Below are 22,625 nucleotides of genomic sequence, written 5' to 3'. Positions count from 1 at the left end.
AATCGGTACGTCATTAGAGAGAGTTAGGCGTGCCGGGGTCTATCCGCTTTGTGGGCGAAGGCAGTCCGTAAAGTTTGGCGGTAACACTCAAGGGGAGGGCTGGGCAGCGAATACCCAGCGGCATGTACCAGGCGATAAACGGCGGCTGCGGTTTGCGGTAATCAGGTACTGTTCGAGCAGGCGTTCGAGACCCTTTGATGGCATTTCCAGACTCCAGTCGCCAGGCGTTATCCACTTAATTGGCGATTGCTATCCGCCCGGTCAGCGCCGCCGTCTTGTGGCTTGGAACTTGCCTTTGCAAACCGTATACGCGCCATCAGAGCGCGCTGAAAAAAACCTTGAGTGCACCGTGATGAGCAGCAAAGTCGATCCGCAGTTTCGCGACATTCGTGTCGACAGCGATGACCTGGAGGCCGCCAGAAGCTGGATGTCCGGCATCTGCGGTCCCCATCGGCTGGTGAGCGCGAACCCCGAACGGATCCGCTTTCATCACAGCGCCAACATGTTCAAATCGATGGCCACTACCCTGGGCACTATCGAATACGGTACCGATGTCACCATCGATATCGAGGACGCCGAGCACTTCAGCAGCTACAGCCTGAGCTTGCCGCTGGTGGGCGAACAGGAACTGAGCAAGGATGGCAGCGTGGTCAGGTCCGACCGCGATCAAGGGGTCATCATTTCCCCCAATGAACACCAGCTGCTGGCGATTTCCGGTGACTGTCGCAAGGTCCAGGTGGTGATTACCCGTGTGGCGATGAGCGAGGCGCTGGAGGGGATGCTGCAACGGCCTCTGGATGCGCCGCTGCGCTTCGAACCGATGATGGATGCGATCGATGGGCCATCGGCGTCGTGGTGGCGCATGGCGCGTTATTTCATCGACGAGCTGGAGCGCAGCAGTGAACTCTTCGAGCAGGTGGCCTTCACCCGGGACATTGAAAGCTCGCTGATCAAAGGCTTGATCCTTGCCCAGCCAAACAACTACTCGCAAGAACTGCGCGACGCGCTGGGGGTGAAGTTGCCGCACTACCTGGTCAGGGCCCGGCAATACATCCACGACAACGCCCGGGAAGCATTGCATCTGGAGGATATCGAAGCCGCTGCCGGCGTTTCGCGCTTCAAGTTGTTCGACGCGTTCAAGAAGTACTTCGCCCTGTCGCCGATGGCCTACCTGAAAAAACATCGCCTGAACGCCGTGCGCCAGGAGATTCTCGAACACGGCTCGGCACGCAATATTTCCGGGATCGCCATGGGTTGGGGGTTCACGCACCTGGGGCGTTTTTCCACCGAGTACCGCAAGCTGTTCGACGAAACCCCGAGCATGACCTTGCAGCGCAACGAAGCCCGGCGCCTGCACGGACTTTGACGGGCCGGTCTGGCCTTACTTGCGTACCACCAGATCAAGCAATTGCTCGCGCTCCTTGATTTTCTGCAGGACGATTTCCGAACGTATGTCGGTGACGCCGGCGGTGCGGTTGAGGTGGTTGACGATGAAATCCGAGAAGTGCTTGAGGTTGCGGGCCTGGACCCGCAGCACATAGTTGCTCGCCCCGGTAACGACATAGGCTGTGACCACTTCCGGCCACTGCTGAACCTTCTTGATGAAGGTCTCGTGCCAGTCCTCGACGTCCTGTCGCAGCGACACATGAACGATCGCTTCCAGTTCAATGCCCAGCCGCTCGGCATTCAGCACCGCGCGATAGCCAGTGATGATTCCTTCGCTTTCCAGCAGACGCAACCGGCGCAGGCAAGCCGAGGGTGACAAGGCGACTTTCTCCGCCAATTCCTGATTGCTGATACGGCCATCCTGTTGCAATTGATGCAGGATCCGCAGGTCTGTCGAGTCGAGATTCATGGTTTGAATAAATCCGCGTTTATTGGGGTTTGATTAGAATAATCTGCGAAATAACTACTACATGGCCGGTTACTTTGCACGAAAATTCTTCAAAGGTTCGTTCATTATTTCTCCATCGAAAGGCAAGCGAATCGCCTTGAATCAGGGCGCCAGAACCGGCTGATGCAACCTGCCCGGATGGCGTCGCATAACAAAAAACAGGACACCCGATGACGACAAGAAACAGTTGCCTGGCGCTTGATGCCCAGGACGCGCTGGCGCCCCTGCGCCAGCAGTTTGCGCTCCCCGAGGGCGTTATTTATCTCGATGGCAATTCCCTGGGCGCGCGGCCGGTCGCTGCATTGGCACGGGCGCAAGCGGTGGTCGCCGAGGAATGGGGCAATGGCTTGATCCGCAGTTGGAACAGCGCAGGCTGGCGCGAGCTGTCCGAGCGTTTGGGCAACCGCCTGGCGGGTCTGATCGGTGCGGGGGAGGGTGAAGTGGTGGTGACCGATACTACCTCCATCAACCTGTTCAAGGTGCTGAGCGCTGCATTGCGCGTACAGGCCACAAGGTCGCCGCAGCGGCGAGTGATCGTCAGCGAGTCGAGCAACTTCCCCACCGACCTGTACATCGCCGAAGGCCTCGCGCAGATGCTGCAACAGGGTTACACCCTGCGCCTGGTCGATAGTCCTGAAGCGTTGCCGCAAGCGATTGACCAGGACACGGCGGTGGTCATGCTCACCCACGTCAACTACAAGACCGGCTACATGCACGACATGCAGGCCCTGACCGCGCTGACCCACGAATGTGGCGCGCTGGCCATCTGGGACCTGGCCCATTCCGCCGGCGCAGTACCGGTCGATCTGCACCAGGCGGGTGCCGACTACGCCATCGGCTGCACCTACAAGTACCTCAATGGCGGGCCGGGTTCCCAGGCCTTTGTCTGGGTTTCGCCGCAGTTGTGCGATCTGGTGCCGCAGCCCTTGTCCGGCTGGTTCGGCCATTCGCGGCAGTTCGCCATGGAGTCGCATTACGAGCCGAGCAGCGGTATCGCCCGCTACCTGTGCGGCACCCAACCGATTACCTCATTGGCGATGGTCGAGTGCGGCCTGGATGTGTTCGCCCAGACCGACATGGCCAGCTTGCGCCGCAAATCCCTGGCCCTGACGGACTTGTTCATCGAATTGGTCGAGCAGCGTTGCGCGGTTCACGAACTGAAGTTGATCACACCCCGTGAGCACGCCAAACGTGGCAGCCACGTCAGCTTCGAACACCCCGAAGGTTATGCGGTGATCCAGGCCCTGATCGAGCGGGGCGTGATTGGTGACTACCGCGAGCCGCGCATCATGCGTTTCGGTTTCACCCCGCTGTACACGACCTTCACCGAAGTCTGGGATGCGGTACAGATCCTCGGCGAGATCCTCGACCGGAACACCTGGTCGCAAGCGCAATTCCAGGTTCGCCACAGCGTGACCTGAACCCTCCGACATCCGTGTCCTGCCGCAGGATTTTCTCCGCGGCAGGGCTTCGGTCGCCGGCAATAACCAGTTCTGCAATCACAATAATAAGGAGCACGCAGAATGAAACTGTCCCTCTGGCCTGCCTTGCCGCTCGCCATCTCCAGTTGTCTTGGCCAAATGGCCTTTGCCGCCTCCGACAACGGATTTGTCGAAGACAGCAGCCTGACCCTGACCAACCGTAACTTTTATTTCTACCGCAATAACCTCAACAACCCGGGCGGGCAGAACTATCGGGACGAGTGGGCCCACGGGCTCATGCTCGATTACCGCTCCGGCTACACCCAGGGCACGGTGGGGTTCGGCGTCGATGCCTATGCGCAGTTGGGCCTAAAGCTCGACAGTGGCAAGGGACGCACGGGCACGGGTTTGCTGCCGGTCGATTCCGATGGTCGTCCCGAGGATGAGTACTCTGAAGCGGGCGGTGCGTTGAAGGCGCGGATTTCGCAGACCGAGCTCAAGTACGGCAACCTGACACCGCTCAACCCGGTGTTCGGCACCGGCAATGCGCGACTGTTCACCAGTGTTGCCACCGGCTTTCAGCTGACCAGCAATGAATTCAAGGCATTGCAACTGGACATCGGTCACTTCACCGCCGGCAACGACAGTAATTCGACCAATGCCGATGGCGCGCTTAAAGCGCTGTACGCCGGCGTGGAAACCCGCAGCGTCGATTATCTGGGCGGCAGCTACGCCCTGAGCGATCAACTGAGTGTCAGCCTGTACGGTTCGCAGTTCACCGACATCTGGCGCCAGTACTACGCCAATACTAACTACACCTATGCCCTTGGTGAAGGCCGGTCGCTGAACCTGGATTTCAATCTCTACCGCACCAACGACAGCGGCCAGAGCCTGGCCGGCAAGATCGACAACACCACTTGGTCACTGTCCACCGCATACAAATTCGGCGCCCATCGGTTGACCCTGGCGTACCAGCGGGTCGATGGCGATGAGCCGTTCGATTACCTGGGGTTCGATCAACAACCGGGTACCTCGATTTTCCTCGCCAACTCGATTCAGGTCCTCGACTTCAACGCCCCCAACGAACGCTCCTGGCAACTGCGTTATGACCTGGACATGGCGCCTTTCGGCGTGCCGGGCCTGAGCTTCATGTCCCGTTACGTCAGTGGTGACCACATTGACGACAGCCATTACGACGGCGGACCCAATGGCGCCTATGGACGTTACGGCGATGACGGCAAGCGCTGGGAGCGCGACATCGAGGCGCGCTATGTCGTGCAGTCGGGCAAGGCCAGGGACCTTTCAATTCGCGTGCGTCAGGCCAGTGTGCGTTCCACCGCCCAGGTCGCCCGCGCCGACACCACGGACAACAACGAAGTCCGGGTGATCATCGAATATCCACTGAGTATTTTCTGATCCGTGTCCTGCTGTGCGTGGCTGATCCCCACCGTTAAACCCACGACGTGCTCTTCAAGAAAGACAAAATCCAGAGGACATAAAAATGACCGATAACTCCGGTTTCGAAACGATATCCAACCGTGAACACGGCCTGCGGCGTCAATTGACGTCGGGGCAGATGAGCATGATCGCCATTGGCGGTGCAATCGGCACCGGGCTGTTCATGGGCAGCGCCTATGCCATCGGTTACGCCGGGCCGAGCGTGTTGCTCAGCTATGCCATCGGCGCAATCATCACCTTGCTGCTGATGGGCTGCCTGGCGGAAATGACCGTGGCCCATTCGACCTCGGGTTCCTTCGGTGCTTACGCCGAATTTTATGTCAGCCCGCTGGCCGGGTTCCTGGTGCGCTATGCCTACTGGGCGGCGATTGTGCTCGCGGTCGGCACGGAAGTGACGGCGGTGGCGATGTACATGAAGTACTGGTTTGCCAACGTGCCGGAGTGGATATGGATCCTCTCGTTCTCCAGCGTGCTGGTCGTGCTCAATGCCATCAGCGTGAAGACCTTCGGCACCTTCGAGTACTGGTTCTCGACCATCAAGATCGGCGCGATTGTCGGCTTCATCATCCTGGCGGTGTATGTGGTGTTCGGGTCCGGCAATCCGCAATACGGCGTGCACAACTACACCGCTCACGGCGGCTTCTTTCCCAATGGTCTGCAAGGGATGTGGGTCGCGGTAATCGTGTCGATCTTCAGCTACCTGAGCGTGGAGATGATCGCGGTGGCGGCCGGTGAGGCAAAAGACCCGGAGCAAGCGGTCAAGAAAGCCTTTCGCGGGACTATCGTGCGCCTGGTGGTGTTCTACCTGCTGACCCTGGCGTTGATGCTGGCGATCGTGCCTTGGGTCCAGGCGGGTCATGCCCAGAGTCCGTTCGTCACGGTGATGCAAGCCATCGGCATTCCCGGCGCCACCGGCGTGATGAATTTCGTGATCCTGATCGCGGCGTTGTCAGCGATGAACAGCCAGTTGTACATCACCACGCGCATGATGTTCAGCCTGTCCCGTGCCGGCTACGCGCCAAAATCCATGGGTGTGTTGAGCAAGACCGGGATCCCGCTGAACGCGCTGTTGCTCTCCAGTTCAGGTATCGCCCTGGCGACCTTGCTCAACATCCTGTACCCGGAAAGTTCGTTCACCCTGATGATGGCGATCTCGATGTTCGGCGCGATCTTTACCTGGTTCATGATCTTCCTCACGCACTTCTGTTTCCGTCGTTTTCACGAACGCAATGGCAACCGCAAGCTGTCGTTCCGTATGCGCCTGTTTCCCTACAGCACATTGTTGGGGCTGGTGTTGATGGGGGCCGTGATGATCACCACCTACTTCACTGAAGCCTTCAAGATGACCCTGGTATTCGGCGTGCCATTCCTGCTGGTGCTGTCGATTGTCTACGGTGTTTTCTTCAGGAAGACCAAGGGTGTTGCGGCATTGAGCGCGCAGTCCAAGGCATAGTCTGGAGGTCGCGCCAGGCCGCAACCAGCAAGAAGCGGGCGCTGGATTTTCATCGCTCACTTTTTCGCTGGTTTACCGCTGGCAGGAATGTGCAGGTACGACATCACGCTTTCCGTCAGTTCGGTTGCCAGTTTGACCGCTTCTTTATTGCGCGCCATCACGCCGGCGACCAAGCCTTCGATCAAGGCCAGTACGGCGATGTTGGAGCTGGTCAGCACCGGGTGATCGCAAGGCGCAAACAGGGTGTGCTGGGCAATGCCGGTGAGCGGCGAGGCGGGTGAGTCGGTGATTGCCAGCACCGAGGCGCCGCGTTCATTGGCGAAGCGTGCCAGTTGCAGGGTGTCGAGGGAGTAGCGCGGCAAGGCGATCGCCAGCAGCACGTCCTGATCGGTGATCGCGGCCAGTCGGTACGCGGCATTTTCGTTGCCGCCCTCCATGCTGATGGCCGTGGCGTCCGCACAGAAGGGCATCAGGGTCGAGGCGGCGAGGCCGGCGAAGTAGACACTGTTGCCGAACCCCAGGATGTAGATTTTTCGGGCTTTGGTCAGGCGAGTGACGAACGCCTCAAATGTGTCGGCGTGGTTGTTGCTCGCCGCGGTGGCCAGGTTGCTGCTGGCGCTCTGGAGTTGCTCATGCAGGCCAAACGTACCGCCCGGGCGATGGGCAAGTTCGTTGCGCAGTTTGTCGACCGGCGACACCATCTGCTGCAACGTTGCGACCAGCTCGGCCTTCATGCCGCTGTAGCCACCGAGGTCCAGTGCCTTGGCCAGACGGTTGACGGCGGCGGGTGAGGTCAATGTTTCGTGGGCCATCTCCTCGATGGTCAGCGTCGCGGCCTTGAGCGGGTGACGCAGGATGAAGTCCGCCACCTTGCGCAGTGACGGCGGCAGTTCGGAAACGATTTCCGTGAGTTTGCGCATGACCGGTGCGGCATAGACAGTGGTGTCTTTCGATGGGGTGGGCATATCCGGCTCAACATTTCCTGAAGGTGAGAGAAGGGCTGTGCCTGATGCCCTGACGAGGTTGGCTGGAGTGTATCCGAAGCCAACCTTGTGGGGCAGCGTCATGCAGTGGCTGAGTGGCGGTTCTACTTCAGGCTGCCAGCCAGGAACTGCTGGAGGCGTTCGGACTGCGGGTTGACCAGCACTTCACGCGGGTCGCCGCGCTCTTCGACCATACCCTTGTGCAGGAACACCAGTTGGTTCGACACCTCGCGGGCAAAGCCCATTTCGTGCGTCACCACCACCATGGTGCGGCCTTCCTGCGCCAGATCCTGCATGACTTTAAGCACTTCGCCGACCAGTTCGGGGTCGAGGGCCGACGTCGGCTCATCGAACAGCATCACTTGCGGTTCCATCGCCAGTGCGCGGGCAATGGCCACGCGCTGCTGCTCGCCGCCGGACATATGCGCCGGCCAGGCGTTCATGCGGTGCGCCACACCGACTTTGTTCAGGTAGTGCTCGGCCTTTTCCCGTGCCTCTTTCTTGCCCAGGCCCAGTACATGCACGGGCGCTTCCATGACGTTTTCCAGGGCGCTCATGTGTGACCACAGGTTGAAGTGTTGAAACACCATCGATAGTTGCGAACGCATGCGTTGCAACTGTTTGGGTTCCGCCGCCTTCAACCCGCCGAGCTTGTTGGCCACCAGCTTGAGCGGTTCGCCATTGAGCACGATATTGCCCGCATTGGGTTGCTCCAGCAGGTTGATGCAGCGCAGGAACGTGCTTTTGCCAGAGCCGCTGGAACCGATGATGCTGATCACGTCACCGGCCTGTGCCTGCAGGGACACGCCTTTGAGTACCTGATGTGCGCCGTAGCTTTTATGCAGGTCTCGAACTTCAAGTTTGTACATGATTTGAACTCTCTGGAATCAGTCGCTGAGCAAGCGACCCTGGCGAATGGGGGTGACGCCTGCCACTTTGGCCAACCACAATCCAGGCTGGGCAAAGCGCAGCCGTTCGCGGGCATAGAGAATGCCGTCGGTGCTGGCGCTCACCACGCTGTGGCGGTCGGTCAGCGGGTCGATGACTTCGAATAGCGGATCACCGACCTTGACGTGCGCGCCCAGCGGTTGCAGAAAACTCACCACACCCGGGTGGGGCGCACAGGCGTACTGCGCGCCGGCGAATGGCATGGCCTGGCAATGGCTCGGCGGTGCCGCTGGCCAGTCACCGTTGATCAGGCCTTGTTCGGCGAGATACCCGAGAATGGCCTGTGCACTGTCGAGGCATTGCTCGCGCTCGGTGTCTGCCATGCCACGCAGTTCGATGGTGGTGGCTGCGCACGCCAGGGGAATGTTGGCTTTGGGGAACAGCTCGGCCAGGCGTAGCCATGCAATGGCGCAGGCTTCGTCGAAGGCACTGCCGCCGGCATCTTCGGCCAGTAACGTGACCCCGGCGCCGAGGCGGGCGGCCAGTGACTGCAAGCGTGGCCAGATTTGCGGCATCGCATACATCAACATGATCGATTCGAAATCGCAGTGCAGGTCCAGCACCACATCGGCGTCACAGGCATGCTGCAGCAACAGGCGGCGCAGGCCGTCGAGCTCGGAGGTCGGTGCCGGCATGGCGGCCAGGGCATCGACCATGGCGCGACGGATGAGTGCGATGTTGGCGTCGGCATCGTCGCCCAATCGGCCTTCCAGCAGCGGTGCAACGGCATCGGCCAATTCCGGGAAGTCGCGATTGAAGTTCTTGCCGCTGGAGAACTCGAAGCGCCCCTGATGGGTGGCCTGGAACATCTGGGCGATCCCGATCGGATTGGCCATGGGCACCAGCTCGATCACCCCGGTCACGCGGCCTTGGGCTTCCAGTTCCAGAAGACGGCGCTTGAGCTCGACGGCAACGCGCATCCCCGGCAATTCGTCGGCATGCAATGACGCCTGGATGTAGGCCTTGCGTGGGCCACTGCCAAAACGGAACAGTGACAGCGTTCGTTCGGTGCCCGAGGCACTCCACGGCAACAGGTATTGAATGTGCTCCATAGCAGCTCCTTAGTGCTTGCGCGGTGCCTGATACGCCAGCCAGCGGCGCTCGGCCAGCTTGAACAGGCGCACCAGAATGAAGGTCAGGGCGAGGTAGATGAGGCCGGCGGTGATGAACGCCTCGAACGGCAGATAGAACCGTGAGCTGACCGTACGCGCGGCCCCGGTGATGTCGACGAGGGTGACAATGGAGGCCAGGCTGGTGGTTTGCAGCATCATCAGCACTTCGTTGCTGTATTGCGGCAATGCCCGGCGCAAGGCCGACGGCATGAGAATGCGGCGGTACAGGGTCAGGCGTGACATGCCCATGGCCCTGGCGGCTTCGATCTCGCCATGGTGGGTGGATTTCAGACTGCCGGCCAGCAGCTCTGCGCTATAGGCACTGGTGTTGATCGCGAAGGCCAGGCAGGCGCAAAAGGTGGCGCTGGAGAGGTAAGGCCAGAGCACGCTTTGACGCACCGCTTCGAACTGCGCCAGGCCGTAATAGATCAGGAACAATTGCACCAGCATCGGCGTACCGCGAATCACGTAGGTGTAGAGCCAGGCCGGGAAGTTGATCAGCGGCGATCGCGACACCCGCATCAGCGCCAGTGGAATCGCCAATACCAGACCCAGGGCCAGGGAAATGAGCAGGACTTTGAGGGTCAACAAGGCGCCATTGAAATACAGCGGCAGGTTTTCCCAGATCAGGTTGTAGTCGAGAATCATGGGCGGCTCCCCCTCACAATTCGGTGGCTTTGATGCCGACCGAGTAGTGTTTTTCCAGAAAGCGCAGCACCAGCAAGGACAGGCTGGTGAGCATCAGGTACAGCGCTGCCACCGCGAGGAAAAACGTAAATGGCTCGTGTGTGGCATCCGCGGCGTTCTTGGCTTTGAACATCATGTCCTGCAAGCCAATCACCGAGATCAGCGCGGTGGATTTGGTCAGCACCAGCCAATTGTTGGTGAACCCGGGGATGGCGAAACGAATCATCTGCGGGACCAGGATCCGCCAGAACACCTGCGCACCGCCCATGCCATAGGCCACGCCAGCCTCGGCCTGACCCTTGGGAATCGCCATGAAGGCGCCGCGAAAGGTTTCCGAGAGGTAGGCGCCAAAAATGAAGCCCATGGTGCAGACACCGGCGATAAAGGGGTTGATGTCGATATAGCGGGTGTAACCGAGCGCCAGGGCAATGCGGTTTACCAGATCCTGGCCGCCGTAGAAGATCAGCAGGATCAGCACCAGGTCTGGAATGCCGCGAATCAGGGTGGTGTAGCTTTCCCCGAGCATGGCCAGCCATTTGAGCGGTGACAGGCGAAAGGCCGCGCCGACCAGGCCCAGGGCAATCGCCAGGGACATGGACGTCAAGGCCAGGTTTATGGTCAGCCAGGCGCCATCGAGAATGCTCGATCCGTAGCCGTGAAGCATGATGAAGTTCCTCAAGCGAGCGCCGCGAGGCGCGCAAGACAAGCCCCGACAGACGCCTGCGGAGGGCCGGCGCCGGGGCTGGGGGCAGGGGGCAGGGGTAAGGCTTACTCGCCGTAGATATCGAACGCGAAGTACCTGGCCATCACTTGCTGGTACTTGCCATTGGCGCGAATGGCGTCAATCGCCGCACTCAGGCGCGCAACGTTGGCGCTGTCGCCTTTGCGCACGGCGATCCCGGCGCCCCGGCCAAAATATTTCGGGTCGTTGATGTCCGGCCCGGTCAGCGCGAAGCCCTGGCCTGCCGGTGTCTTGATAAAGCTTTCGTCGGTGTTGACGATGTCGGCGAGGGTGGCGTCCAGGCGACCCGAGGCCAGGTCGAGGAAAGCCTCATTCTGCGAGCCGTAACGCACCACGACGACGCCGGCTTTTTCCAGTTGCTCGGTGGCAAAACGATCATAAGTCGAGGAGCGTTGCACTCCGACTTTCTTGCCCTTGAGGTCCACCAAGGGGTCGTTGATCACGTTGCCGGCCTTCATCGCGAACTTGCCTGGCGTGTGGTAGTACTTTTTGCTGAAGTCCACGGACTTCATCCGGTCTTCGGTGATCGACATCGACGACAGCACGGCATCGATCTTGCGCACTTTGAGCGACGGGATCATGCCGTCGAACTCCTGAATGACCCACTCGCACTTGACCTTCATTTCTTCGCACAAGGCGTTGCCGATGTCGTAGTCGAACCCGCTGACGTTGCCTTCGGGTGTCTTGAAGGAGAAGGGCGGGTAGGCGGCTTCGATACCGATACGCAGGCTGTCTTCGTCGGCTTGTGCCAGGAAACTGAAAGCGCACAGCGCCAGAGCACCTAGAAGTTCTGTCTTGTTCATATTGTTGACTCCCTGGAGGCATTTTGGGGAAACGGGTGCCCGCCATCCGGGTTGACGCGGTGGATCAGTCCTGTGATCGGCGAGGCTATAAATGACACAATAAAAATCAATATGCAAGATTAATGAAAATAAACATATCAGTTTGGCGCGTAACGATGCAACCCGGGACGCTGCCAAGGCCGACGCAGATGTCGCCAGAGAGGATGTGGCGGACGCCCCGGACGAACCGGATTTCGACGCGGTTGAGGTAGAGAACCAAGCCTGCACGTTCGGCAATGAACACCGCAGGCATACCGTAGAAAACGTCCCGTGAGCTTGAGGGACGTCTCGGCAAAGAGTCGCAAGCCCTGAACCGTCGTGGGGTTTGCGACTTTTTTCGGCTATAGAGCCTGGGGGAACACTTCTACAGTCAGATCGACCGCTGATTCACGCGCTGAGTCAGTTCCTCTGCGGACTCTTTGCGCTCCGAGTAGCGGTCAACCAGATCGGGGCGATCCCGTAGCAGCAGGGTAAATTTCACCAGTTCCTCCATGACGTCCACCACCCTGTCGTACAGCGACGAGGGTTTCATGCGATTGGCCTCGTCAAACTCCAGAAAAGCCTTTGGCACGGAGGATTGATTGGGGATGGTGAACATGCGCATCCAGCGCCCCAGCACCCGAAGCTGATTCACCACATTGAAGGACTGGGAACCGCCGCAGACTTGCATGACCGCGAGGGTTTTCCCCTGGGTCGGGCGAACGGCCCCCAATGCCAACGGCACCCAGTCGATTTGCGCCTTGAACACCGCAGACATGGAACCGTGACGCTCTGGCGAACACCAGACCTGGCCTTCGGACCACTGCATCAGTTCGAGCAGTTCCTGGACTTTCGGGTGATCGGAGGGCGCGTCGTCAGGCAGCGGCAGGCCTGATGGATTGAAGATCCGTGTCTCGGCACCGAAGTGTTCGAGCAGCCGGGCTGCTTCCTCGACCAGCAGGCGACTGAACGACCGCGCACGAGTCGAACCGTACAGCAACAGGATGCGCGGCTTGTGCCGGTCGTCGCGTCCGCTGGCGATGGGCTGGGTCAGTGATGTGTCGAGATTGGGCAGGGGATGGGTCATGGGGGCTCCGGTCAAAGCGTGCCGATGCGGTCGAGTTCCCGCTTCAGCGCATCGCGGTCAAGTTGTGCAAAAGGCAGTTCGAGCAATGCCTTGCAGCGCGTTTCGATGTGCGCCAGGGTTGAGTGGAATGCCGCCGATACCGTCGCTTCATCGCCCTGTATGTCCGATGGGTCTTCCAGGCCCCAATGGGCTTTCAGCGCCGGCCCGAAGTACACGGGGCACGCCTCACCGGCGGCCTTGTCGCAGACTGTAATGACGATGTCCGGCGGGTTGGCTTCGAAGGCGTCATTGCCTTTGCTGCTCAAGCCGTCGATGGCGATGCCGGCCTCTTGCAACGTGCTCAGGCTGCGGGGCAGCACCTGCCCCTTGGGGAAGCTGCCGGCACTGATCGCCTCAAAACCTTCGGGGGCGAGATGGTTGAACATGGCTTCGGACAGGATGCTGCGACAGCTATTGGCGGTACACATAAACAGAACGCGCATGGTGACTCCTCTTTGCAGTCGCACAGGGCTAAACGCTCAGGCGCAGGGCCAGGGCAGACAAGGTGATGAACAGAATCGGCAGGGTCAGGACCACGCCGACCTTGAAGTAGTAACCCCAGGTAATGCGGATGCCCTTGCGCTCCAGCACATGCAGCCAGAGCAGGGTGGCCAGGCTGCCGATGGGGGTGATCTTGGGGCCCAGGTCAGAGCCGATGACATTGGCGTAGATCATGGCTTCACGCACCACACCGGTGGCGTCGCTGGCCTGAATCGACAGGGCACCCACCAGCACCGTGGGCATGTTGTTCATGCCCGATGACAGCAAGGCCGTGAGCAGCCCAGTACCCAACGCGGCGCCCCAGATGCCGAATTCGGCCATGCGGTTCAGGGCCATGGTCATGTAGGTGGTCAGCCCGGCGTTTTTCAGCCCGTACACCACCAGGTACATGCCCAGCGAAAAGATCACGACCTGCCAGGGCGCCTCACGCAGCACCCGACGCGTTGAAATCACATGCCCACGCGCCGCCACGGCGAACAGCAACGCGGCACAGACCGCTGAGATGGCGCTGATGGGAATGCCCAAGGGTTCCAGGGCAAACAGCCCGATCAGCAGCAGCGCCAGGACAACCCAGCCGACGCGGAAGGTCAGGGGATCACGCACGGCACGTCGCGGATCCATCACGTCATCGAGGGAGTAGTGCCTGGGAATGTCGCGCCGGAAAAACCAGTACAGCACCACGAGCGTGGTCGCCACGGCAACGAAGTTGACCGGCACCATGATGGCGGCGTACTCGCTGAAGCCTAGGTCGAAGTAGTCGGCCGAAACGATGTTGACGAGGTTGGACACCACCAGGGGCAGGCTCGCCGTGTCGGCAATGAAACCGGCCGCCATGACGAACGCCAGGGTAGAGGCTGGCGAAAAACGCAGTGCGAGCAGTATTGAAACGACGATGGGGGTCAGGATCAGGGCTGCACCGTCGTTGGCAAACAGAGCGGATACGCCGGCCCCCAGCAGTATCGTGAATACGAACAGGCGACGACCGTCACCCTTGGCCCAGCGCGCCACATGCAGTGCGGCCCACTGGAAAAACCCGGCCTCATCGAGCAGCAGACTGATGATGATCAGCGAGATGAAGGTCGCGGTGGCGTTCCAGACAATGTGCCACACCAGTGGAATATCGTTCAGTGTCACGACGCCTGCCAGCAGGGCCAGGACGGCGCCCAGGGAGGCGCTCCAGCCGACGCCCAGGCCCTTGGGTTGCCAGATGACCAACACCATGGTCAGCAGGAAAATGCTAAACGCAGTAAGCATGCGGAGTCTCGATGAGTGAAGGGTCAGCAGCAGGCGGAAGTGTTGAGCGGACGGTCGCCCATCGCGGCAAGGCGAGTGCTGTCGTTCGCAAGCCAGTCGGCGTTTGCCAGCAAGGTTGTCTCGAGAACGTCGCGAACCCACGCAGGCAGATCGGGGTTGAGCCGGTAATACACCCACTGTCCCTGACGGCGGTCGAGAAGCAGGCCGCAGCCGCGAAGCTGGGCAAGATGGCGGGAAATTTTCGGCTGGCTGTCGTCCAAGGCGCAGACCAGTTCACACACGCATAACTCGCCTTCACGGGTGATGAGCAAGGTGGCCCGGGCGCGGGTTTCGTCGGACAGGCATTTGAATACAGCGGCAGGATTGAGCATTGGCGTGGCTCGATACATATGGTTATTCGAATATACGATTTTCCATATGTATTGTGCAAGCCGCTCGGACTCGAGAGGGCAAGGCTCGGCCAGGATGTTCAGGTATGGGATAGACTCGAGTCGGCACAAGACACAGGAGAGGTGATGAATGGAATCATTTAGCGTACGCGAGCTGAAAGTGACTGACGCTCAAGCGTTGCTGGCTTTCGAAATCCAGAACCGTGAATGGTTCGAATCCCATATCGATGCGCGCGACCCTGCTTTTTACTCGTTGCAGGGTGTCGCCAATCATATCGAAAGCTATTTGTCCGATTTCGCCATCGGCGCCTGGCACCCCTTTGTCATCGAAGATTGCAGCCAGAGAATCGTCGGTCGAGCCAATCTGAAAAGCATCGATTCATCGACCCGTTCTGCTGAAGTCGGCTATCGGATTGCTGAGTGCGCGTGTGGCCAGGGGCTGGCGACTCTGGCGCTGAGGCACCTGATCCAGGAGGCACGGGTGCGTTGGGGGCTTGCGCAACTGGTTGCGTATGCCTTCAAGGAGAACGCCGGTTCCAGAAAAGTACTGGATCGCTGCGGATTCAAGCTTGAGCAATCCTCCTGCATCGACAACACCGGGGGCGAAGAGCGATTCGTCCTGTCGATCAGATAACTGCGCTCAACCGTTCTGAAGGTTTGTAGCAGGTCAGGCCTGCTACTCCTGATCTTCAGGCACCTCTTTCCAACTGTCATCCGGATCAAAGCGCTTCATCGCCAGCGCCAGTTTTTCACTCTCGGGCCCGAGGTCTTTCTCGAACACCTGGCCTTCATGGCTGATCATGAAACTCATCACGCCAGTGTCGTTGTACTTCGCCGGCCAGGCGATCAGCGCAAAGCCGCGGCTCATCTTGTCACCGATGAGGTAGCTGTAGGCGCCACCCGGTGCTGAAGGACCCTGGCCATGCAGGATGCGGAAGCGGTAGCCGTGCCACTCTTCGTCGGCAATGGCTTTGCCGAACGAAGGCCCCAGCGGGCTGATCTGACCGCTGTCATCCTCGGCCCAGTAGAGTCCGTCGTGCTTGCCGGGGCTGCTGACGATTTTCTGCGCATACTCGAGTGCGCCGTCATCGTCCCGATCCACCGACGCATAGTCCATCTGGGCATCGTGATAGGCCAGCACCGATTGCACCGCGGCAAGTTCATCGCGGCCGATTTGACGGGCACGGATCTCGGCACTGCCGGCCTTCATGTCGAAGCGCCAACCGTCCGCGGCTTCGGTCATGGGGATGGGCAGTGTCCAGTTACTGCTGCCAACCGCCAGGATGGCCTTGCGGTCGCTGGTGTTTTCAATGTGGTGTTGCTCGCGGTATTGCTGCAAGAACGCATCCACATCTTCGCGCTGCACGCCTTCGCGGGGGATGTAGCTGTGCCAGTCGCTGCCCAATAGTTCGGTCAGGCGTGCCTGGTCGGAGTGTTCGGTACCCAGTGCTTCGACAAAGGCTTCTGCTGCCTTTTCTGGCGTTGGAAAGGCCTGCTGTGCCGTCGCCATGCACGACCACAACAAGCCGGCGGCTATAACCAGGACATGAGGGAGCAAGCCCGTGAGTCCCTTCAATCGAGGATGGTTTTTCAACGGCGGCCCCCCCTTTGACGCGCTGGTGGATTGGACGGCCGGCTGACCTGGTGACCGGCTGATCGCGAGGCACTGGGGCGTTGGGCGGATGCCTGGCTGGCCCGGCCACGATTGGCCTGGACGTTGGCCTGGGACGGCGAGCGTGCGCCGGCGAACGCATTGTTGCGGGCACTGCCGGCACTGGCGGCGGGCCGTGTATTCGTCGCTTGCCGCGTCTGCGTGGAGCCTTCTCTGCGCTGATTCAACTGGGAACTCTGATTCCTGGCCTGCTGATTGGCCTGATTGGCATCCCTCCTGGGCTGCTGGTTCTCACGGGTGTTTCTGGCCGTGCCCTGGCTTCTGTCAGCCGCCTTGGGTCTGTCTGCACCGGTCTGTAGCCGATCGCCGCCTGCGGTTCCTGACTGGAGTTTGCGCGTTTGATCACGGGCTTCGCGGTTGCTGGTGGCAGGTCGTTCGATACCGTGCTTGTCCATTGAGCTGCGGGCATTTTCACGGGCCTGGGAGCGTTGGGCATTGTCCCCGCGATAGGCTTCACGCTGATTGGCCCCGTTGAGTTGGCGGCCGTACTGTGCGCGGCTCGCATTGTCCCGATAGGGCACGCCATTGCGATGCACCGGGTTGTGCTGCCATTTGTTGTTGGTGATCCGGTTGTTGCCGTTGATGTTGTTGTAGCGATTGACGTCGATGTCGACGTCGTTATTGCCCCAGTCACATTCACCCCACAACGATCCAACGATCGCCACACCGGCACCAAACGCGAGCCCGGCCATCAGCGCCTGACCGGGGTAATAGGCCGGTGGCGGTGGATAGTACGCGGGCGGCGACGCCGGGTAGGGCCAGGTGCCGTAGGTGGTAGTGGGGTTATAGGTGGGGACGTACACCACCTGTGGATCGGCAGGCTGAATGATGATGGTGGAGTTGCTGGCCGGGGCCGCTTCAGGGGCTGGAGCCGCGTTCGTGGTCGCCGGTGCCGGCGGCGCGACATTCTGGATCGTCACGTTCTGATACTGGTTGCTCTGCAGATTGCCGGCTGCCTGCGCCTGGCGACGCAAGCGTTGCGCGCTTTCCATGAGATCGTCGGGCTGCGCCAGGAAGGCATCACCCAGGCGCTGGACCCAGACGGGGTCCTGCCCCAGCAATGCCAGAACCTGCGGGAAGGCGACCAGTGCCTGCACGCTCGGATCCCAGGGCTGATTCGCCACCTGCTTGACCGCATCGTCACCCTTGGCGTCTGGGTGCGCTTTGGACCAGTTGACTGCCTCGCCGACTTCTCCGGGGTAGGTGGTGGCCATCAGCACCTGTGCAAACAGTGGGTCCGGGTACAGCGCAATGGGCGCCAGCATCTGGTCCAGCTGTTCCTGGGTAAACACCGGATCCTTGGTCACCGGGGCGGCGGGCGCGGTACTGGCCGCGCTTGCCGGTGCGGGAGCTGCGGCGGGTGCCGGGGCCGGCGCGGCAGCGGTCCCTTCCGTACCCAGTGCCAGGCAGGACGATCCGCTCAAGAGCAGTACAGCCGACAACGCGTAAAGTAATGGATTGTGCATTGCACCCCCCATGGGGTCAGGCAGGCTTGAAATGAGTGGATCAATCCTTGGCAGTGAAAGCCGTCTTTGCAAGCCACAGAGCCCGGCCTCGCCACCGCTTTCTAATGGTAGCAGTTGATTCGAAGAATCAAGGCCGGCTGAAAAACTCAACGCCGATCACTGCGCGCTGGCATCGCTTTCGTGTTCTTCGGCGAATGCCATGAACACATCCAGGTCCAGCACATCCAGCTTGATCCGGGCGATGAACGCCGAGAAGGCCAGGTTGGCGGCCAGCAGGCGCAGGTCGCTGGCCCAGGCCGGAAGATAGACCGGCCCCTTGAGCCAGCCGGACTCGAACAAGGGCGCCAGGCGCACGGTGTCAGCCAGGCTGAGGCGTCCTGCAAACAAATGCCCCACCAGTTCCGGCCGGTTATCGCGGATTGCGATACGCAGCAGGGTGTGGACGCCGAGCAACCCGGTCAGGTAAGCGGCGTCCTTGGTGAACGCCGAACCGCCCCGCAGGTCGGCGCCGCGGAACACCCGTTGGGTCGAGCGGAAGGATTCCTCTTCTGTCTGCCCGGCCGCCAGAAAACCTTCGAACACCTGGATGAAGTCGGCACCCTCCAGTGCCTGCTGGACGGCGAGCACGCGCAGGGCCAGGCGCCGCAGGCGGTTGATGTCCATGCTGCCGGTGAACAGTTCGGCCAGGGTGGCAATGCCTTCCTGGGTCTGGGTCGTACGGGGCGCCCCCAGGCCCAGGCTTGTGAGGTTGGGCTGGCGCGCGCCGTTCTGTGCCGTGGCGACATGCACGAACGCCTCGTGTTGCAACAGCTGATGCTTGTCCAGTTCCGAGAACAACGCGCTGGCCCGCAGGCGAATGCGGCTCGATCCGGCGATGGCCTTGGCGGCCAGGTTCGGATCGAGCACGACCGTGATCTGTCCGGCGCCGAAGAAGCGGTCCAGTTCCGGTTGAATCCAGGCGGCGAACGCCCTGGCCGGGATCTCGGCCGGGCAGGGTGGAATCCGCGCACCGCCGAGCAGGGCGTCGGTGGTCTTGAGGAAGAACCGGGCGGCGTCGAGCATGCTCAGTTGCAGGCGTGTGTAATAGAAATCCGGGCGCCGGTACAGCGCTGACGAATATTGGGTAAAGGCGGGAGTGCCGATGGCCCCCAGCATGTGCCCGGCCGTGGCATAGCTACGGGCGGTCATGGCCAGGTAATTCCCGGCCGGATGCCCCACATCGCACTGGCTGATAAAGGTTTCCAGGGCGGCGATGTCGGCGCGGTGGTCGCGAGGCTGCAACTCGACCCTGGGTAACTCGGCCCGCCCGCTGCGCCATTTCGCCAGGAAGTCCTCCTCGACGCCGTCCGGCCAGGACAGGGCATCGAGCACGCGGATCTTGCGGGTCAGGCCGGGCAGGGCGGCATCGAGTTCGGACAGGTCGGCGGCGCTCATGGATATCTCCTTGAGGGACGAAGTGGCGTTACAAAAGCTTAGTCGTCGCGCGCGGTTGCGTGTTGATCCGGGATTACTCCATGACCGCTGCCGGCTCTTCATGTGCCTGGACTTTTGGGGTCTTGATAATCAGCAACAACGGCATGACCGCCAGTGACAACAGCATCAGCAGCTTGAAGTCGTCCACGTAGGCGATCCAGCTGGCTTGCACGTTGACCAATGCGTCCAGGGTGGCGCGGCCGGAGGCGGCCATCGGGTCCAGGTAGCTCTTGATCGACCCTGCGTCGAAGGCCCGGTTGAAGGGCGTGATGTAGGCGCCTATCTGTTCGTGGTTGGCCTGGATGTTCTGGGTGAGCAGCACGGTCACGATGGAGATCCCGACGCTGGAACCGACATTTCGCGACAGGCTGTAAAGGCCGGTGCCTTCGGCGCGCAAGGAGGCGGGCAGGGTCGCGAAGGCAACCGTGGTCAGTGGCACAAACAGCATGCCCAGGCTGGTGCCCTGGATGAAACCGACCCAGATGACGGTCTGCATCGAAACGTCAGGCGTCCAGCCGGTCATCAGCCCCATCGACAGCGCCGACAAACCCAGGCCCGACAACAATAAAAGACGGGTATCGACTTTGCCCAACAGTCGGCCGGCGAGGAACATGGTCAGCATCGTGCCCAGGCCACGGGGGCCCATCACCATGCCGGCGGTCAGCACCGGATAGCCCATCAGGGTTTGCAGGTAAGGGGTCATCAGCGCCAGTGAAGCCAGGTAGGTGATGCCGACGATGAAGATAAAGACAACGCTGATCGCAAAGTTGCGATCCTTGAACAGCTTCGGGCTGATGAAGGGGCTGTCGGTGGTGAAGGTGTGGACCAGGAACACGTACAGGGCGACAGCGGCCACGATTGCTTCGACGAGGATTTCACCGGAAGCGAACCAGCCCAGTTGCTCACCCCGATCCAGAAACAGTTGCAGGGCCATGATCGTCACGCTCAGCGAACCGAAGCCGAGCCAGTCCAGGCGGGTCGAGGTGTCGGTGGGCGTTTCGCTGACGTAATAGACGATCCCGGCCAGTGCAAGCAAACCGATGGGCAAATTGATGAAGAACACCCAGCGCCAGCTGAAATTCTCGGTCAGCCAGCCGCCGAGCATCGGCCCCAGCACGGGGCCGACCATGACCGACACACCAAACAGCGCCATGGCTGAGCCGCGTTCCTTGAGGCTGTAGATGTCCAGCAGAATGCCCTGGGACAGGGGCACCAGCGCCGCGCCCGCCAGGCCCTGCAGCAGGCGGGCGAGGATGATTTCTTCCAGCGACTGCGCCAGGCCGCAAAGGATCGACGAGATCACAAAGCCGACAATCGCCCACAGCAGCACGCGTTTGCGCCCGAAGCGCCTGGCCAGAAAGGCGGACGGCGGCGTCATGATTGCCGCGGCGACGATGTAGGACGTCAGCACCCAGTTGATCTGGTCCGAACTGGCCGAGATGCTGCCTTGCATGTAGGGCAGGGCGACGTTGGCGATGGTGGTGTCGAGCGCTTGCATGATCACCGCCAGCACGACGCAAGCGGTGATCATCCCGCGATGGGCCACCGCTTCGGTCGGTGCCGGGTTATTCATGGGCCAGAGCCGGGGCCGGGGCCTTGCTCGCCAGCAGCCCCGAGAACAGGTGCGGCAGGCCACGGGCCGAGCCGGTGTCGATCTCGGCCTGCACGCTCATGCCGGTGCGCAGTGGCGGTTTTTCCCCGGCATCATTGATGCTGATGCGCACGGGAATCCGTTGTACGACCTTGACCCAGTTGCCCGTGGTGTTTTGCGCGGGCAGCAACGAGAAGCTCGAACCCGACGCCGGGCTGATGCTGTCGACGGTGCCGTGCCACTGCACGCCGGGGTAGCTGTCGACGCTGATCTCGACGGACTGACCGGGTTTCATGTGGGTCAGTTCGGTTTCCTTCGGCGACGCCGCGACCCACAGGTGGTCGGCGGACACCAGGCTGATGCCCGATTGGGGTGGTTGCAGGTAAGAGCCGACTTGCAGCGAATCAACGTTGGTCACGACACCGTCAAACGCAGCCCTGACCACCGAGTTGTCCAGGTTGCGCTGTGCTTCGTCGACGGCGGCCTGGGCGATCAGGTACGTGGACTGTTGTTCGACCGGGGTTTCGATACTTCCGCCCAGCTGCGCCAGCACCATTTGCGCAGTGGCCCTGGCCACGGTGATTTTTTGCCGGGTGCTGTCCAGCGCATGCTTGGCATCGTCGTAGTTGGTTCTGGAAACCGCAGAGACGCTGAGCAGGGTTTGCTGGCGCTGGAAGCTGGCCTGGTAGTAGGCGAGGTCGATTTGCGCCTGGTCGATTTCGGCCTGCGCTTGCCTGTAATTGGCCTGGAGATTGAGGATCTGGTTGCGCACATTGCTCAGTTGCGCCCTGGCACTGGCCAACGCAATCTCAAAGGGTTCGGGCTTGAGGGTGAACAAGACCTGGCCCTTGACCACCCGCTGGTTGTCCTTGACCTCAACCGAGGCGACCAGGCCCGAGACATCGGTGGAGACGCCGACATGATCGGCCTGGATGTAGGCATTGTCGGTGGAAATGATCTGCCCGCCCGTGACATACAGGTAACCGCCGACCACCAGCATGATGGGTAGCAAGGCAAAGAGCGTGGTGCGCACGAGTTGCCGTCTCTCAGTCATGACGATGCTCCTGTTCTTCAACGGGAAGACTGCAGGCTTCGATCAGGTTGGACCTCATCCGTTTCATCATCTGCAGCAGCAACTGTTCCTCTTCGGCAGAGAATCCGTGCGTGGCTTCCTGGCGGGTCACCCGGCCCATGTCACGCATGAGTTGCAGCAGCGGATGGGCCTGCTCGGTCAAAAACAGCAGGGACAGGCGTCGATCCGTAGGGTGGCGACGGCGCTCGACCAAACCGCGCTCGGCCATCTTGTCCAGCAGACGCACGAGGGTGATTGATTCGAGCTCCAGTAAGTCCGCGAGCCCTTTTTGATGGATGCCCTCATGGGTCGACAGCATGGCCAGCACTTGCCACTGCGAGCGGGTGAGGCCGACATGCCGCGCGCGTTGCTCAAACCGCTTGCGCATCAGCCGGGCGCTGTCATGCAGGGCAAAACCAAGGGTCAATATGTCGGTCATGGTGAAATCTGCTGCGGAGGAGTTAGCTCATCATAGTTGAGCTTGTAATTAGTCAGCTATCTATATTTGCGAAATAATTCAGGTGAATCGATTCTCCCCGTGAACCTGTTTTTCGAGGTGCCT

Annotated in this window: 22 protein-coding genes; 5 read left to right on the top strand and 17 right to left on the bottom strand. The window is 60.8% G+C overall.

Annotation, left to right across the window (positions count from 1 at the left end; genetic code table 11):
- The first annotated feature begins 352 nt into the window (after nucleotides 1-352).
- Nucleotides 353-1,366 (top strand): helix-turn-helix domain-containing protein, encoded by a 1,014-nt coding sequence (locus tag AABM52_RS17860; RefSeq protein ID WP_347907242.1) that lies wholly within the window; start codon nucleotides 353-355, stop codon nucleotides 1,364-1,366.
- A 15-nt stretch (nucleotides 1,367-1,381) separates the two neighbouring features.
- On the opposite strand, the gene AABM52_RS17855 is transcribed toward AABM52_RS17860, so the two are convergent.
- A complete protein-coding gene (locus tag AABM52_RS17855; RefSeq protein ID WP_108218106.1) occupies nucleotides 1,382-1,855 on the bottom strand; it encodes an Lrp/AsnC family transcriptional regulator in 474 nt (157 codons plus the stop codon).
- 209 nt (nucleotides 1,856-2,064) lie between these two features.
- Here AABM52_RS17855 and kynU point away from each other — a divergent pair, with 209 nt between their 5' ends.
- The 3 genes from kynU (at nucleotide 2,065) to AABM52_RS17840 (ending at nucleotide 6,226) form a co-directional block, all read left to right on the top strand.
- Nucleotides 2,065-3,315 (top strand): kynureninase, encoded by a 1,251-nt coding sequence (gene kynU, locus AABM52_RS17850; protein WP_347907241.1) that lies wholly within the window; start codon nucleotides 2,065-2,067, stop codon nucleotides 3,313-3,315.
- A 102-nt stretch (nucleotides 3,316-3,417) separates the two neighbouring features.
- Nucleotides 3,418-4,731: an OprD family porin gene (locus AABM52_RS17845; RefSeq protein ID WP_347907240.1), complete on the top strand. Its 1,314-nt coding sequence runs from the start codon at nucleotides 3,418-3,420 to the stop codon at nucleotides 4,729-4,731.
- 85 nt (nucleotides 4,732-4,816) lie between these two features.
- Nucleotides 4,817-6,226, top strand: a complete 1,410-nt coding sequence (locus AABM52_RS17840) for an amino acid permease (protein ID WP_347907239.1) — start codon at nucleotides 4,817-4,819, stop codon at nucleotides 6,224-6,226.
- Between the two features lie 56 nt (nucleotides 6,227-6,282).
- Here AABM52_RS17840 and AABM52_RS17835 read toward each other — a convergent pair whose 3' ends face one another.
- From AABM52_RS17835 to AABM52_RS17790, 10 genes are all read right to left on the bottom strand, one after another.
- Entirely contained in the window at nucleotides 6,283-7,191 is a 909-nt protein-coding gene (locus AABM52_RS17835) for a MurR/RpiR family transcriptional regulator (RefSeq protein ID WP_347907238.1), read from the bottom strand.
- A 122-nt stretch (nucleotides 7,192-7,313) separates the two neighbouring features.
- The gene (locus AABM52_RS17830; RefSeq protein WP_347907237.1) at nucleotides 7,314-8,078 is read right to left on the bottom strand and encodes an ATP-binding cassette domain-containing protein; all 765 of its coding nucleotides are present in this window, start codon (nucleotides 8,076-8,078) and stop codon (nucleotides 7,314-7,316) included.
- Nucleotides 8,079-8,096: 18 nt separating this feature from the next.
- Nucleotides 8,097-9,209, bottom strand: coding sequence for a succinylglutamate desuccinylase/aspartoacylase family protein (locus AABM52_RS17825; RefSeq protein ID WP_347907236.1), 1,113 nt, complete (start codon nucleotides 9,207-9,209; stop codon nucleotides 8,097-8,099).
- 9 nt (nucleotides 9,210-9,218) lie between these two features.
- Complete coding sequence (locus tag AABM52_RS17820; RefSeq protein ID WP_095966923.1) at nucleotides 9,219-9,917, bottom strand: ABC transporter permease; 699 nt, start codon at nucleotides 9,915-9,917, stop codon at nucleotides 9,219-9,221.
- Between the two features lie 13 nt (nucleotides 9,918-9,930).
- On the bottom strand, nucleotides 9,931-10,620 hold the full coding sequence (locus AABM52_RS17815; RefSeq protein ID WP_347907235.1) for an ABC transporter permease: 690 nt from the start codon (nucleotides 10,618-10,620) through the stop codon (nucleotides 9,931-9,933).
- A 104-nt stretch (nucleotides 10,621-10,724) separates the two neighbouring features.
- Nucleotides 10,725-11,501: an ABC transporter substrate-binding protein gene (locus tag AABM52_RS17810; RefSeq protein ID WP_347907233.1), complete on the bottom strand. Its 777-nt coding sequence runs from the start codon at nucleotides 11,499-11,501 to the stop codon at nucleotides 10,725-10,727.
- 409 nt (nucleotides 11,502-11,910) lie between these two features.
- On the bottom strand, nucleotides 11,911-12,606 hold the full coding sequence (gene arsH, locus AABM52_RS17805) for an arsenical resistance protein ArsH (protein ID WP_347907230.1): 696 nt from the start codon (nucleotides 12,604-12,606) through the stop codon (nucleotides 11,911-11,913).
- Nucleotides 12,607-12,617: 11 nt separating this feature from the next.
- Complete coding sequence (locus AABM52_RS17800; protein WP_347907228.1) at nucleotides 12,618-13,088, bottom strand: arsenate reductase ArsC; 471 nt, start codon at nucleotides 13,086-13,088, stop codon at nucleotides 12,618-12,620.
- A 28-nt stretch (nucleotides 13,089-13,116) separates the two neighbouring features.
- Complete coding sequence (locus AABM52_RS17795; RefSeq protein ID WP_347907226.1) at nucleotides 13,117-14,400, bottom strand: arsenic transporter; 1,284 nt, start codon at nucleotides 14,398-14,400, stop codon at nucleotides 13,117-13,119.
- Between the two features lie 23 nt (nucleotides 14,401-14,423).
- Complete coding sequence (locus tag AABM52_RS17790) at nucleotides 14,424-14,771, bottom strand: metalloregulator ArsR/SmtB family transcription factor (protein WP_095941756.1); 348 nt, start codon at nucleotides 14,769-14,771, stop codon at nucleotides 14,424-14,426.
- A 148-nt stretch (nucleotides 14,772-14,919) separates the two neighbouring features.
- On the opposite strand from AABM52_RS17790, the gene AABM52_RS17785 reads away from it, so the two are divergent.
- On the top strand, nucleotides 14,920-15,423 hold the full coding sequence (locus AABM52_RS17785; protein ID WP_347907224.1) for a GNAT family N-acetyltransferase: 504 nt from the start codon (nucleotides 14,920-14,922) through the stop codon (nucleotides 15,421-15,423).
- Between the two features lie 42 nt (nucleotides 15,424-15,465).
- On the opposite strand, the gene AABM52_RS17780 is transcribed toward AABM52_RS17785, so the two are convergent.
- The 6 genes from AABM52_RS17780 to AABM52_RS17755 all read right to left on the bottom strand — a co-directional run bounded on the left by AABM52_RS17780 (nucleotide 15,466) and on the right by AABM52_RS17755 (nucleotide 22,502).
- Nucleotides 15,466-16,299: a DUF2950 domain-containing protein gene (locus AABM52_RS17780; RefSeq protein WP_347912651.1), complete on the bottom strand. Its 834-nt coding sequence runs from the start codon at nucleotides 16,297-16,299 to the stop codon at nucleotides 15,466-15,468.
- An 80-nt stretch (nucleotides 16,300-16,379) separates the two neighbouring features.
- On the bottom strand, nucleotides 16,380-17,927 hold the full coding sequence (locus AABM52_RS17775; RefSeq protein WP_347907222.1) for a DUF3300 domain-containing protein: 1,548 nt from the start codon (nucleotides 17,925-17,927) through the stop codon (nucleotides 16,380-16,382).
- Between the two features lie 156 nt (nucleotides 17,928-18,083).
- A complete protein-coding gene (locus AABM52_RS17770) occupies nucleotides 18,084-19,361 on the bottom strand; it encodes a flavohemoglobin expression-modulating QEGLA motif protein (RefSeq protein WP_347907220.1) in 1,278 nt (425 codons plus the stop codon).
- A gap of 73 nt (nucleotides 19,362-19,434) precedes the next feature.
- Complete coding sequence (locus AABM52_RS17765) at nucleotides 19,435-20,973, bottom strand: DHA2 family efflux MFS transporter permease subunit (RefSeq protein ID WP_347907218.1); 1,539 nt, start codon at nucleotides 20,971-20,973, stop codon at nucleotides 19,435-19,437.
- Nucleotides 20,966-22,045 (bottom strand): HlyD family secretion protein, encoded by a 1,080-nt coding sequence (locus AABM52_RS17760; protein ID WP_347907217.1) that lies wholly within the window; start codon nucleotides 22,043-22,045, stop codon nucleotides 20,966-20,968. The genes AABM52_RS17765 and AABM52_RS17760 overlap by 8 nt, the downstream gene beginning before the upstream one ends.
- Entirely contained in the window at nucleotides 22,038-22,502 is a 465-nt protein-coding gene (locus AABM52_RS17755; RefSeq protein WP_347907215.1) for a MarR family transcriptional regulator, read from the bottom strand. The genes AABM52_RS17760 and AABM52_RS17755 overlap by 8 nt, the downstream gene beginning before the upstream one ends.
- Nucleotides 22,503-22,625: the final 123 nt, after the last annotated feature.

This window comes from Pseudomonas grandcourensis, from assembly GCF_039909015.1.
In the GTDB taxonomy this organism is placed as follows: domain Bacteria; phylum Pseudomonadota; class Gammaproteobacteria; order Pseudomonadales; family Pseudomonadaceae; genus Aquipseudomonas; species Aquipseudomonas grandcourensis.
This window is presented reverse-complemented; position numbering and strand designations above follow the sequence as displayed.